This is a genomic window from Dehalococcoidia bacterium (assembly GCA_030648205.1).
In the GTDB taxonomy this organism is placed as follows: domain Bacteria; phylum Chloroflexota; class Dehalococcoidia; order JAUSIH01; family JAUSIH01; genus JAUSIH01.
Genome location: JAUSIH010000050.1, coordinates 22,968 through 35,399, shown reverse-complemented (window position 1 = coordinate 35,399; position 12,432 = coordinate 22,968). Strand labels below are relative to the sequence as shown.

Annotated in this window: 17 protein-coding genes; 12 read left to right on the top strand and 5 right to left on the bottom strand. The window is 63.3% G+C overall.

Annotation, left to right across the window (positions count from 1 at the left end):
• The 11 genes from Q7T26_06925 to Q7T26_06875 all read left to right on the top strand — a co-directional run.
• A partial coding sequence (locus Q7T26_06925) for an aminopeptidase P family protein (GenBank protein MDO8531885.1) occupies window positions 1-1,008 on the top strand: 1,008 nt, incomplete at its 5' end.
• A gap of 201 nt (window positions 1,009-1,209) precedes the next feature.
• Window positions 1,210-1,860, top strand: coding sequence for a hypothetical protein (locus Q7T26_06920; GenBank protein MDO8531884.1), 651 nt, complete (start codon window positions 1,210-1,212; stop codon window positions 1,858-1,860).
• A 338-nt stretch (window positions 1,861-2,198) separates the two neighbouring features.
• On the top strand, window positions 2,199-2,759 hold the full coding sequence (gene efp / locus Q7T26_06915; GenBank protein MDO8531883.1) for an elongation factor P: 561 nt from the start codon (window positions 2,199-2,201) through the stop codon (window positions 2,757-2,759).
• A 391-nt stretch (window positions 2,760-3,150) separates the two neighbouring features.
• On the top strand, window positions 3,151-4,323 hold the full coding sequence (gene xseA, locus Q7T26_06910; protein ID MDO8531882.1) for an exodeoxyribonuclease VII large subunit: 1,173 nt from the start codon (window positions 3,151-3,153) through the stop codon (window positions 4,321-4,323).
• A gap of 4 nt (window positions 4,324-4,327) precedes the next feature.
• Window positions 4,328-4,663, top strand: coding sequence for a hypothetical protein (locus Q7T26_06905; protein MDO8531881.1), 336 nt, complete (start codon window positions 4,328-4,330; stop codon window positions 4,661-4,663).
• Window positions 4,653-4,943, top strand: coding sequence for an exodeoxyribonuclease VII small subunit (gene xseB, locus Q7T26_06900; protein MDO8531880.1), 291 nt, complete (start codon window positions 4,653-4,655; stop codon window positions 4,941-4,943). The genes Q7T26_06905 and xseB overlap by 11 nt, the downstream gene beginning before the upstream one ends.
• The gene (locus tag Q7T26_06895) at window positions 4,943-5,623 is read left to right on the top strand and encodes a PHP-associated domain-containing protein (protein MDO8531879.1); all 681 of its coding nucleotides are present in this window, start codon (window positions 4,943-4,945) and stop codon (window positions 5,621-5,623) included. Before xseB ends, Q7T26_06895 begins: the two co-directional genes overlap by 1 nt.
• Window positions 5,620-6,450, top strand: a complete 831-nt coding sequence (locus Q7T26_06890; GenBank protein MDO8531878.1) for a formyltransferase family protein — start codon at window positions 5,620-5,622, stop codon at window positions 6,448-6,450. Before Q7T26_06895 ends, Q7T26_06890 begins: the two co-directional genes overlap by 4 nt.
• A 215-nt stretch (window positions 6,451-6,665) precedes the next feature.
• On the top strand, window positions 6,666-7,124 hold the full coding sequence (locus Q7T26_06885; GenBank protein ID MDO8531877.1) for a hypothetical protein: 459 nt from the start codon (window positions 6,666-6,668) through the stop codon (window positions 7,122-7,124).
• A 113-nt stretch (window positions 7,125-7,237) separates the two neighbouring features.
• Window positions 7,238-7,477 (top strand): hypothetical protein, encoded by a 240-nt coding sequence (locus Q7T26_06880; GenBank protein MDO8531876.1) that lies wholly within the window; start codon window positions 7,238-7,240, stop codon window positions 7,475-7,477.
• On the top strand, window positions 7,432-7,596 hold the full coding sequence (locus tag Q7T26_06875) for a hypothetical protein (protein MDO8531875.1): 165 nt from the start codon (window positions 7,432-7,434) through the stop codon (window positions 7,594-7,596). Before Q7T26_06880 ends, Q7T26_06875 begins: the two co-directional genes overlap by 46 nt.
• Before the next feature lie 27 nt (window positions 7,597-7,623).
• Here Q7T26_06875 and Q7T26_06870 read toward each other — a convergent pair whose 3' ends face one another.
• A complete protein-coding gene (locus tag Q7T26_06870; GenBank protein MDO8531874.1) occupies window positions 7,624-8,199 on the bottom strand; it encodes an HNH endonuclease signature motif containing protein in 576 nt (191 codons plus the stop codon).
• A gap of 391 nt (window positions 8,200-8,590) precedes the next feature.
• On the opposite strand from Q7T26_06870, the gene Q7T26_06865 reads away from it, so the two are divergent.
• Window positions 8,591-9,100, top strand: coding sequence for a helix-turn-helix transcriptional regulator (locus Q7T26_06865; protein MDO8531873.1), 510 nt, complete (start codon window positions 8,591-8,593; stop codon window positions 9,098-9,100).
• Between the two features lie 74 nt (window positions 9,101-9,174).
• Here the strand turns inward: Q7T26_06865 and Q7T26_06860 are convergent, their stop codons facing one another.
• The 4 genes from Q7T26_06860 to clpP all read right to left on the bottom strand — a co-directional run bounded on the left by Q7T26_06860 (window position 9,175) and on the right by clpP (window position 12,422).
• The gene (locus Q7T26_06860) at window positions 9,175-9,381 is read right to left on the bottom strand and encodes a type II toxin-antitoxin system HicB family antitoxin (GenBank protein MDO8531872.1); all 207 of its coding nucleotides are present in this window, start codon (window positions 9,379-9,381) and stop codon (window positions 9,175-9,177) included.
• A 67-nt stretch (window positions 9,382-9,448) separates the two neighbouring features.
• On the bottom strand, window positions 9,449-10,237 hold the full coding sequence (locus Q7T26_06855) for an enoyl-CoA hydratase-related protein (protein MDO8531871.1): 789 nt from the start codon (window positions 10,235-10,237) through the stop codon (window positions 9,449-9,451).
• Between the two features lie 193 nt (window positions 10,238-10,430).
• Window positions 10,431-11,717: an ATP-dependent Clp protease ATP-binding subunit ClpX gene (gene clpX / locus Q7T26_06850; protein ID MDO8531870.1), complete on the bottom strand. Its 1,287-nt coding sequence runs from the start codon at window positions 11,715-11,717 to the stop codon at window positions 10,431-10,433.
• A gap of 75 nt (window positions 11,718-11,792) precedes the next feature.
• On the bottom strand, window positions 11,793-12,422 hold the full coding sequence (gene clpP, locus Q7T26_06845; GenBank protein MDO8531869.1) for an ATP-dependent Clp endopeptidase proteolytic subunit ClpP: 630 nt from the start codon (window positions 12,420-12,422) through the stop codon (window positions 11,793-11,795).
• Between the last annotated feature and the right edge of the window lie 10 nt (window positions 12,423-12,432).

Here is a 12,432-nt window from a genome sequence, read left to right as displayed (position 1 = left end):
CGCCGCTACCTGTCGGGGTTCACCGGATCGGCGGGCCACCTGCTCGTCTCGGCCAAGAGGGCGGTGCTGGCGACCGACTTTCGCTACTGGGAGCAGGCGCAGCAGCAAGCGCCTGACTTTGAGCTGGTCAAGGTGCTCGGCGGCCTTGAGACGTGGCTCCCGCAAGCCCTCGGCGACACGGGAGCGCGGCGCGTCGCGTACGAGGCGGCCAACATGACGATGGCGCTCTACAACCTGGTCGTGGAGACCATCAAGAAAATGGAGAGTCCGCAGAGGCCGGAGTTCACGCCGACCCAGGACCTGGTGGAGGAGCTGCGCACCCTCAAGGACGCCGGTGAATACGCCGCCATCGAGCGGGCGGTCCGGTGCGCCGACGACGCGTTCACCGCGGTGGCCGCGCAGCTCCGGCCGGGCATGACCGAGCAGGAGGTCGCCTGGAAGCTGGAGCAACATATGCGGGAGCACGGCGCGGAGAGCGTGTCCTTTGACACCATTGTCGCCGCCGGGCCGAACGGGGCCATGCCGCACCACCACCCGTCGGAGCGGCGCATCCAGAAGGGCGAGCCTGTCGTCATTGACATGGGCGCGCGCGCGGACGGGTACTGCTCGGACATGACGCGCACGGTGATACTGGGGAAGGCGGACAAGCAGTTCAAGAAGGTCTATGACATCGTGCTGGGCGCGCAGATGACGGCGGCGGAGACGGTGCAGGCGGGCATGACCGGCCACGACGGCGACGCCCTGGCGCGCTCGGTCATCGAGAAGGCCGGATTCGGCGAAGCCTTCGGGCACGGCCTGGGCCACGGGGTCGGCCTGGCCGTCCACGAAAACCCCCGCGTGGGCCGCAACTCCAAGGACGTCCTGACCGACGGCATGGTGTTTACGATAGAGCCGGGCATCTACATCCCCGGCTGGGGCGGCGTGCGCATTGAGGACATCGTGACGATGGAGAAGGGCCGGGCGCGCGGCGTGACCCGTGCGCCCAAGGGCGCGGCGGCAGAGCTGTAGCTAAAGTGTATCCGGGGCGCAGTCCTTCCACGGAAGGGCGCTCTAAAAGGACTTCAATCTGGAGTTCTACGCAGATGCTTGGTATTACCTACCTACCACGGCCTCCCACAAGACACCAATTCAATCTGATATACTCTGAAAGGGGGTGACGCGATGTCTAGGCTGCACTCTGGGATGATATCGGCACTCCAATGGATATTAATGGCGGCCGCGGTGGTCTTCGCAGGCGCGTCGATTTGGATGAACGTACTGTGGCTGAGAGCATCACAGCAACTGTCTACCACCCTCGGCGAGTTGGCATCTACCCAGCAGCAGTTGACGACGGCTCGAAATCAGCTGCTATCGACGCAGCAGGACCTTACTGATGCGAAGAGGACGGTATCGAGCCAACAGTCCCAGATAACTGATCTCGCGTCGAAATTGACAACAGCACAGCAAGACCTGAGCTCCGTCAAAGTAACACTGGAACGGGCGAACCAGTCCATCGCAAGAATGACGGCTGAGATAGCAGACCTCCGGTCTCCACCACTAACAGCAGGCCAGCCTGTTTCCAGTTCAGGTACGTTGAATCCAGGAAAACTGATCTCGATTCCGTTGGACCTCAACCGTTTCGAACAGGTTCAGGGTGAAATTATCCAAACCAACGGTGGCAACGACATGAAGGTCTACATTCAAGACCCCGCCGGCGCGATGGTGCGTGACTTCGGGACGATAAGGCAGAGCAATTTCAAATTTACTGCCGAGTCTGCGGGAAGATACAGCCTGGTGATACAAAACAATTGCCAAGGCAATTGCCAATTCCCTGAGTATATTGTCCAGTACAACCTCCGATATGTGGTTTACAAAAGGTAATCGCTACGGAGAGACCAAAAAGTAGAGGCACCCCAATCTAGTATCGGGACGCCCCTTTTGGTGCTCCTAGCTGCCGCAGGCTAGGCTACCTTAGCCAGCCGCCGCACCCATACATCAATGCCAGTCACGACGATGCTTGACGGCAGGCTGTGTTGGGTATCGCACGGGCGAGTGGAGTTGCACCGCTGCCTCCCCCTCTCCTTGACGAGAGGGGGACCGAGGGGGTGAGGCGCCGAGGCTTGCTGGCGGCATCAAGGTAACGCAGACAAGTCGCCGCCCACGGACCTGGTAGGCGCCCTCGACGTTATTCTATGATGCTTATTGAAGGAGACGCGCGCATGGTCAGTTTCAGCGACATGAAGAAGGGCATAACTCTGGAGATTGAGGGACAGCTCCTGCAAGTCCTTGAATACTCGGTCCAGAAGATGCAGCAGCGCCAGCCCATCATGCGAATCCGGCTGCGCGATATGAAAACGGGCAAGGTGGTTGAGAAAAGCTTTCCCGCCGGGACAAAGCTGACCCCCGCGGCGGTGGACCACAGGACAGGCCAGTTCATGTACAAGGACGACGACCTGCACTTCTTTATGGACACAGAATCCTTCGAGCAGTTCCCTCTGAGCGCGGAGGTTTTGGGCGACGGCGCAAACTACATGATGGAGGGCGTCTCCGTCCAGATACTGTCGTACAAGGGACAGCCCATCGGCGTGGAGCTGCCCATCACGGTGGACCTCAAGGTGGTCGAGACGGCGCCCGGCTACAAGGGCGACACCGCCACCTCGGGCACCAAGCCCGCCAGGATGGACACGGGCCTCTCGGTGAACGTGCCCCTCTTTGTGAACGAAGGCGACACCATCCGCGTGGACACCCGCACCGGCCTGTACGTGGAGCGGGTAACCTAGTACCTAGTTGCGTAAATCAGCGTACACACAGCCGAACCCAGCCCCGCTCACCCTGAGCTTGTCGAAGGGCGAGCCGCTCATGGTTCGACAAAGCCTGTCCTGAGCGAAGTCGAAGGAACGGGGGCACTGGGGGTGACCCCCAGTATCTCTCATTCCCCTTCCTTTCCTGGAAGGGGATGGTTCCCTGGGTGAAAGACCAGGAACCATGCAAAGGCGATCAACGTTGCGGCCCTGTAGGGGCGGACCTGTGTGTCCGCCCGCCGGATACCCCATCCTCTCCCTCGCTGCATGGCGGAGAGAGACCGAGCGGGTGAGGTAGACCCCCACAACGTTGCAATGTCTCGCAGGTAACGAGATTTCGAAAGCACTACACTAGACCACGGGAGCGCGCATGCCCGTCTACACGGTGGCCCAGGTGGCCCGCTACATGCGGGAGAGCCTCGAAAGGGACTCCCTGCTCTCGGACCTGTGGGTCAACGGCGAAGTCTCCAACGTCTTCCGCTCCGGCGCGGGCCACTGCTACTTCACCCTCAAGGACAGGGAGAGCCAGTTGCGCAGCGTCATGTTCCGGAACGCCGTTCCCGCGCGGCTGCCCCAGGACGGCGAGGCCGTGGTCGCTCACGGCCACATCTCCCTGTACGAGGCCCGCGGCGACGTGCAGCTCTACGTGGACATGGTCCAGCCCGAAGGGCTGGGCCTGCAGCAACTCGAGTTTGAGCGGCTCAAGGCCAAACTTCAGGCGGAGGGCCTGTTCGACGAGGCGCGCAAGCGCCCGCTGCCCCGATTCCCGCAACGCATCGGCGTGGTCACGTCGCCGCAGGGCGCCGTGCTGCACGACATCATCAGCGTGGTGGGCCGGCGCTACCCCGCCGTCGAGCTGGTGATCGCGCCCACGCGCGTCCAGGGCGACGGCGCTGCGGAGGAGATTGTGGCCGCGCTGGAGTCCCTGAACGCCCTGACTGACATTGACGTGGTGATCGTGGCGCGCGGGGGCGGCTCTGCTGAAGACCTCTCCGCCTTCAACGCGGAGGCGGTCGCCCGCGCGGTGTACGGCAGCCGTGCGCCGGTGGTGAGCGCCGTGGGGCACGAGACGGACGTGACGCTGGTGGACTTCGTGGCGGACCGCCGCGCACCCACGCCGTCAGCCGCCGCCGAGATGGTCGTGCCCGACAGGCTGGAGCTGCGCGCCACGATCACCACCAGCGAGAAGCGCCTCGTAGCCGCCCTGGCGGACGCGATAGCCCAGCGGCGACAGCAGGTGCATCATGCCGCGGGCCGCATGGCCGCGCGCGTGCCGGACGTGGCCCAGCGCCGCCAGCGCGTGGACGAGATGATGCGCTCCGCGACGGCGCACGTTCGCGCCACGCTGGCCCTGCGCCGCGAGCGGGTGCGCGGGCTGGCGCTTCAGATCGCCTCGCTCAGCCCGGCACGCACGCTGTCGCGTGGGTACGCGGTCGTGGAGCGAGCCGGCGGCTCGCCCGTCGTGAGCGTGGCCCAGGTGCAGCCCGGCGACGCCATTCTGGTGCATGTCAGCGATGGCCGCTTCGGCGGCGTGGTGCGGTAGGCCTATGGTCAGTCCTCTAAACATGGAGCACGACGCCAACGCACACGGGCATACGCCCGCCGAGCAGCCGACGGCGACGAGGACCGTACGGTGGCGTCGTCGCATCCTGCTGCCGGTGGCCGCGGGACTCGCGGGGCTGGCGATGGCGGGTCTGGCGCTCGTGCTGGCGCTGGCCTTCGCCGCGTTCGTCGCTGCGCTCGTGGCGCTGGCGCTCGTCGGCGCCGTCGTGACGTGGGCGCTCCGGACGTTCGTCCGGCGCAAGCGCGGCGAGACCCCGGCGCAGGAACAAGAGAGCGAGCATGTGATAGAAGGGGAGGTGGTGCGGCGCGATGACCGCTAACAAGCAGAAGTCAGGCACGCCCAAGGATGAAGCCCTGACGTTTGAAGAGGCCTACACCCGGCTTGAGAAGACCGTCCAGACCCTGGAGCAGGGCGGACTGACGCTGGAGGAGACGGCGCGCCTGTTCGAGGAGGGCATGCGCCTGGCCCGCGCGTGCAACGAGCGGCTGGACGTCACCGAGCTGCGCCTGACCCAGGTCCAGACGCGGCTGGCGGAGCAGATAAGCCTGTTCGGGGAGAAGCCCGCCGACGCCGCTCACGACAGGCCGAAGACATCGTGATGCTCCTCGGCGACTTCCACATGCACACGTACTACTCCAAGGACTGCAACGTCCGCCCGGAGGACCTCGTGCGCCGGGCGCAACAGGTGGGACTGACGTGCATCGCCGTCACGGACCACAACAGCATCGCGGGGGCGCAGGCCGCCCAGCGCATAGCGCCCTTCCGCGTCATCATCGCGGAGGAGATCGGCACCCCCGACGGCGAAATCACCGGCCTGTTCCTGACGGAGCCGGTGCCGAAGGGCCTTCCGCCGCGCGAGGCGGTGCGCCGCGTCAAGGAGCAGGGCGGCCTCGTCTCCATCCCGCACCCCTTCGACCGCATACGCCGCTCGCCGATGACCCACGCGGTGCTCAAGGACATCCTGCCGGACATTGACCTCGTGGAGGTGTTCAACGCCCGCACCACGCTCGCGTCCGACGTGGCGCGCTGCCGGGCGTTCGCGGAGGAGCATCGGCTCATCATGTCCGGCGGCAGCGACGCCCATACCACCTGCGAGCTGGGCGGCGTCCGCATCGAGTTCCCCGACTTCGACGGCACGCCCCAGGGCTTCAAGGAGGCGATGCGCCACGCCACGATCACGGGCCACCTCGCCAGCCCATTTGTCCACGTCGCCAGCAAGTACGCCAAGTGGGGCAAGAAGCTGGGGCTGCTGCCCCGACACCCGGAGACGACGCTATGACCACATCCTCGACTCCTTCCAGGGAAGGACTGCGCCTCGGCTGGTTCTCCACGGGACGTGGGGAAGGCTCGCGCAACCTGCTGCGGGCCGTCCAGGAGTCCATCCGCGCGGGTGACCTGCGCGCCCGCATCGAGTTCGTCTTCATGAACCGTGAGCAGGGCGAGGCCGACGGCTCCGACGCCTTCATTCAACTCGTGAAGTCCTACGGGCTGCCCCTCGCCACGACGTCGTTCCGCGCGTTCCGCCGCGCGTGGACGGGCGCGCCGGACGCCTGGCGCGTCGCGTACGACCGCGAGGTCTCGCGCCTCATCGCGCCCCATCGCGTGGATCTGTGCATCCTGGCGGGCTACCTGCTCATCCTGGGGCCGGAGCTTGTGCGCCAGCACAGCTTCGTCAACCTGCACCCGGCGGCGCCCGGCGGCCCGAAGGGCATCTGGCAGGAGGTCATCTGGCATCTCATTGAGCAGAAGGCCCCGCGCAGCGGCATCACCATCTTCCTGTGCACGCCGGAGGTGGACGCCGGGCCGACCGTCACCTACTGCACCTACCCCATCCGCGGCGGCGCGTTCGACCCGCTGTGGCGCGCCGTCGAGGGGCGGAGCGTCGCGGACATGAAGGCGAAAGAGGGCGAGGAGCTGCCGCTGTTCAAGCTCATCCGCCAGCACGGGATGCGGCGGGAGACGCCGCTGATCGTGGAGACGCTGCGAGCGTTCCCCGCCTTGCGGGGCGCGCGCATAGCCGGGGGGCAGGTGGTGGACGCCGCTGGCCATCCCGCCGCGGGGCATGACCTCACGGCGTTCGTGGAGCGAAAGCTGGCGCGGGTGTAGGCGCTTACTGCTCGTCTGACAAACCGCGCATGGTTTCTCAAGCTCGGCATACCGTTCAGATTTGTGACGCTCATCCTCACAGCCTTTCAGGTATCGGAATCCACGAGGACTCCAACCATCCCGTTGAGCGGGATATACTGTAAGCTGTCTACCCAAATTTGTGTCGTAGCGACAACAGGATTCGGCCTTTGGGGAACTCTAGACGGAGGTTATTCATGCCCTTAGTCGTGATGCTTGACACCCATATCTACGACCGACTCGCGGCGGCCCATTCTGATCTCTGCACACTGCAGGAATCCGTCCAAGCGGGGCAGCTTATTCTTCTCACAACACATGTGCAGGAAGACGAATTGGCCCGAATCCCAGACCTGGAAAAGCGGGAAAGGGTGGCCTCCATCCTACACCTGTGCCAGTGGATTCCGACCAGCGACTTCGTACTGGACTTTTCGAGGCTGGACATGGCACGGCTCGGCACGGGCGAGACGGTTGAGGCCATCCGTAAGGGCAACTCGAAGCACACCAAAGATGCTCTCATCGCCGCCACTGCCGCCTACGAAGGAGGTATTCTTGTCACCGAGGATAAAGTGCTTAAAAAGCGCGCACAGAGCCACGGTCTCACAGTGTGGACGTATGCAGAGATGTTGACTCGGCTAACGACTTACCACGGGCCGTAGCGGGTGCGCGTAAAGTGCAACTTTCGTGGCGTTCACCACACTACTCTTGGGAATCCCGTGGGCATTGGCTGCTTCATCGTTCCACAAGCTCACCATGAGCGTATCATATGGGCATGAAAGACGCTAAGAAAGCTATCGAGCGCATCGAGCGCGGCGACGCCTGGGACGAGACGGACGAGGTCGTCACTGTCCAGGTGAGGAAACCGCTGGACAAGGTGATCCCCGTGCGGCTGTCCGCGGACGTGTGGGAGGCCCTGCGCGGACAGGCCCGCGAGCTTGGCGTCGGCCCGACGACGCTCGCCCGCATGTGGATACTGGAGCGACTGCGGCGGAAGACGAAGGCGGCGGTCTAGTCCGGTCCGCCGAGGGTCACGCGCGCATCGCCGGGCGGCAGGTGGTGGACGGCGCTGGCAAACCCGCGGCGGGGCACGACCTCACGGAGTTCGTGGAGCGGACGCTGGCGCGGATGTAGCTGACGTAGGCAACGCGAAGGCTACGCTTACCAAAAACTATCCGAATTTCTTCTTTTCTTTGCCTTGGCCTTCTTGGGGGTCTCTTTGGGCATGGAGGTCAATTCTGCATTGGTTACTATTCCCGAAAGTTTGTTGATGTATTGCCTTTTTGTCGGAGCTACTCTATGGGAATCAAGGAAGTCCTCTTCAAGTCGCCCCTGCACCTTTATGTGGTGTTGTTCCGCAAGGTGCTTCAGTTGTTTGACAGTCAAAGTCTCCAGAGCCTCTTTCATCGACTGTTCCGGCGTCTTCGGGATCTTCGGAACTTCAAAACCCTGTTTCTTTAGAAAAGTCGCCCAACTGTAATCCCCTTGTAAGTTATTGCAAGTCCAACAGAGACAAACGCTGTTTTTGAGGGTGGTCTTACCACCTTTTGAGTAGGCGGTCTTGTGCCCTACTTGCATTTCGTCATATTCGATCTCTGAGTTCTTTTTGCGACAGCCGGGGTTCTGACATTTCTTGTTGGCGTTTCGATACAGAATCTTTCTGTCGCGTTCTCCCAAGGCTCGCTTAGCGCTGCGTTCGTCGTCAAAAGTCCCTAAGTCTATGTCGTCAAAGCCCATCGCGTAACCTCCGCTTCGGACTCCCTGTCGCACCGAGACCGTTATAGCACAAGATTCCGCTCTGCGCAACTTGACAATTGTATCGGATATGATACATTAACATGAGAGAAACGAGGCGGCGGGGGTGGTTCCATGGCAGGAGTCATAGATGCCGACCGTCGCGACAGAAGGCCAGTTCCGCTTCGTCGTAAACACTCGCGAGAACGCATTCGAGCCACCGCACGTTCACGTCTGGGTCGGGAACGAAGACATATGCCGCATAGAGCTCAACGCAGGGGCATTCATGGAGGAACCCCCGCCGGGTATGCATCATGACATCCTCGATGCATTTCGCAGGCGCGCTGAAACTATCCGCAGGGTGTGGGATCAGACTCACAGGAGGTAGATAGAAATGAGCACGCTTACTGTGCGTGTCAGGAACGCAGACCGGATGATAACCCAGGTATGTGCTGTCTCCAATGGCGTCGAGGTGGAGTTCGCCGACGGCTGCCGGGGCGTTGTTCCGTTTGCCGAGATCCCCGAAATCGGCGACTTGTCTAATCTTGCCGCCATTGAGCTGCCGAATCCATATGCTGTTGTGCTTCGCAGCAACCGAGGCGAATCTGCGGAATTGCCCTGGGATTTTGCCCGGCATTACTGCGACGTTTCCTACAGATCGCGCATAGAGGCCATCGGCAAAGCAGGAAGACAGAAACTGGGCGGGAGGATCAGAACTCTACGAAAGTCGGCGGGCATGACGCAGGGTGCTCTTGCTGCTGCCACACGAATTGGGCGAGTCACGCTTGTCCGAATCGAAAATGGCGAGCAGTCGCCACGAATTGAAACCCTGATCGCGCTCTCCAGAGCGCTAGGCCGACCGGTGGCGGAATTACTCGGCAGCGAACAAGTCGCCCCGTTGTGATGTAAGGACCAGACTGTGGCGCTGGAGAACCTGAACAGCTTGTGAAGCTGTTAGTCCAGAAAGCCTTCGTACCACTAGGCCGCCACTTCCACTTCAACAACCTTCCCGTTCGCTTGCATCTTGACAGGCGCAGGCTCCAGGTAGAGAGCGATGGCTTCCTTCACGTTGTCTAAAGCTTCTTGCTCTGTGTCTCCCGCGCTAGCGCAGCCAGGCAACTCGGGGCAATAGGCGGCATAGCTTCTCGTCTTCCGGTCATATTCCAGCACCACTCGGAACTTCATAGATAGCCTCCCCTACCACTGCACAAACGTCGCGTGACCACGTGCACATAGCTCTTTTGTCGCCCGCCTATCTCCCCTTGAACTCCGGCTTGCGCTTCTCCGCGAACGCCTTCGGCCCCTCTTTCGCGTCCTCCGTCTGCTGCGTCGCCCACCACAACGCGGTCTCCACGCGCAGCCCGTCGCCCAGCGGCAGGCTCGTGCCCCGGTAGGCCGCCTCCTTCACCGCGCGCACCGCCAGCGGGCCGTTGCCATTGATCTTCTCGGCCAGGGCGAGCGCCGTCGGCAGCAGCTCCGGCAGAGGCACGACGCGATTGACCAGCCCCAGCCGGTACGCCTCCGCCGCGCCGACGCGGTCACCGGTCATGAGCAGCTCCAGCGCCGCGCCGAAGGGCATGAGCCGGGGCAGGCGCTGCGTGCCGCCCGCGCCGGGGATGATGCCGCGCGTGACCTCCGCCAGCCCGAAGCTGGCGTGCTCCGCCGCGATGCGGATGTCGCAGGCCAGCGCCAGCTCCAGCCCGCCCGCGATGCAGTAGCCGTTGACGGCGGCGATGACCGGCTTCCACACGCCGAAGTCGCGCAACGGGTCAACGCGGGGGCGCTCGCGGTTCACGGGCTTGCCCGACTTGAGCGCCTCCTGCTGGATCTGCGACATCCACTTGAGGTCCGCGCCGGAGCAGAACGACTTGTCGCCCGCGCCGGTCACGACGACCGTCCAGACCTGCGGGTCGTCGCGCACTTGGGCGAACGCCTGCGCCAGCCCCTGGAAAAGCTCCGCGTTCAGCGAGTTCAGCGCCTCGGGGCGGTTCAGCGTGATGAGGGCCGTGCGGCCGCGCGCCTCGACGAGGATGACGGGCATGGCGCTTCACCTCCAAAGAACATGGGGTGTGTTGAAACGAGGACTTGCTAGAACCCGTTCCAAAATTCGGCTTCATGGTTCGACACAGCCTGCCCTGATCCTTCCCTGGAAGGACGAAGGGCTCACCATGAACGGAAAAACCACCGCTCACCCTGAGCCTGTCGAAGGGTAAGCGGGCATTCTGGAATGACTCCTAGGCGGTCTTGCCCGTGGCGTGCTCCTCCACGGGCACGCCGGACGCGGTGAGCAGAAGCGGGCGCTTGCGCTCTCGGATGGTGTCCGCGTTGATGATGCACTTGCGGACATCAGGCCGCGAGGGAATGTCGTACATCACGTCCAGCAAAACTTCTTCGATGATGGTGCGCAGGCCCCGGGCGCCTGTCTTACGCTTCAGCGCCTCCTCCGCGCTGGTGTCCAGCGCCTCGGGCGTGAAGACCAGTTCCACCTTGTCCAGCGTGAACATGCGCTGGAACTGGCGGACGACAGCGTTCTTCGGCTCGGTCAGGATGCGCAGCAGGGCAGGCTTGTCCAGCGCCTCCAGGCTGGAGACGATGGGCAGCCGGCCGATGAACTCCGGTATCAGGCCGAACTGCAGCAGGTCGTCGGGCGTGGTGTGGCGCAGCAGCTCGTCGCTGACCTTCTGGTCGTCCTTCAGGGCGGGAGACTTGAAGCCCATGGTGCGCTTCCCCCATCCCAGGCGCTTTTCCACTATCCTGTCCAGCCCCTCAAAGGCGCCCCCGCACACGAACAGGATGTTGGCGGTGTTGACCTGAATGAACTCCTGGTGCGGATGCTTGCGTCCGCCCTGGGGAGGCACGTTGGCGACCGTGCCTTCGAGGATTTTGAGCAGGCCCTGCTGCACGCCCTCGCCGGAGACGTCCCGCGTGATGGATGGGTTAGGGCCTTTGCGGGCGATTTTGTCAATCTCGTCCACATAGACGATGCCCTTCTCCGCGCGCGCCACGTCGTAGTCGGAGGACTGCAGCAGACGGAGGAGGATGTTCTCCACGTCCTCGCCCACATAGCCCGCCTCGGTGAGCGAAGTGGCGTCCGCGATGGTGAAGGGGACGTCCAGGATGCGCGCCAGAGTCTGGGCCAGAAGGGTCTTGCCGCTGCCCGTCGGCCCGATGAGCAGGATGTTGGACTTGGAGAGCTCGACGTCGCTGGAGCGCGGAGGCTGGGAGATGCGCTTGTAGTGGTTGTACACGGCCACCGAGAGGACCTTCTTGGCCCTCTCCTGGCTGATGACGTACTCGCTGAGCTGGTCGTAGATGGCTTTGGGAGTCGGAGTCTTTGCGGGGCTGGACTTGGGCGTGGCGGCCGCGGGCGACTCCTCGTTAATGATCTGCAAGCAGAGGCCGACGCACTCGTCGCAGATGTAAATGCGGTTCGGCCCGGCCACCAGGCGCCGGACCTGGTCCTGGCTCTTGCCGCAAAAGGAGCATTGGTATTGGACTCGCCCGCCACGAGTGGTTGCCATTGGGAGTCTCCTCCCTCAATTCTTGACAGCCCCTGGTATAGCGCCGATCAAGCCGCGGTAAAGCCCGCCCACGCTCTAGGCCGGGGCCTTCGTCTTGGGCTTGCCGTCCACCGTCGCCTTCTGGAGCACCTCGTCCACGAGGCCGTATTCCTTGGCCTCCTGCGCGGTCATGTAGAAGTCGCGGTCCGTGTCCCGTGTGATGCGCTCAATGGGCTGGCCCGTGTGGCGCGTCAGGATTTCGTTCAACTTCCGCTGGATACGCAGGATCTCCTGCGCGGCGATGGCGATGTCCGAGGCCTGGCCCTGAGCGCCGCCCAGCGGCTGGTGCATGTGGATGGTGGAGTTGGGCAGGGCGTAGCGCTTGCCCTTGGTGCCTGATGTCAGGAGCACCGTGGCCATGCTGGCCGCCATGCCCACGCAGATGGTGGCCACGTCCGGCCGGAGAAGCTGGATGGTGTCGTAAATGGCGAGCCCGGCGGTGACGATGCCGCCAGGACAGTGGATATACAAATTGATGTCCTTCTCCGGGTCCTCCCGCTCCAGGAACAGGAGCTGGGCGATGATCACGTTCGCCACCTGGTCGTTGATGGGCATGCCCAGGAAGACGATGCGCTCCTTGAGAAGCAGAGAGTAGATGTCGAAGGCCCTCTCTCCGCGGGGGCTGCTCTCGATGACCATGGGGATAATGCTCTGAGGCGATTGCATCATGGGTACT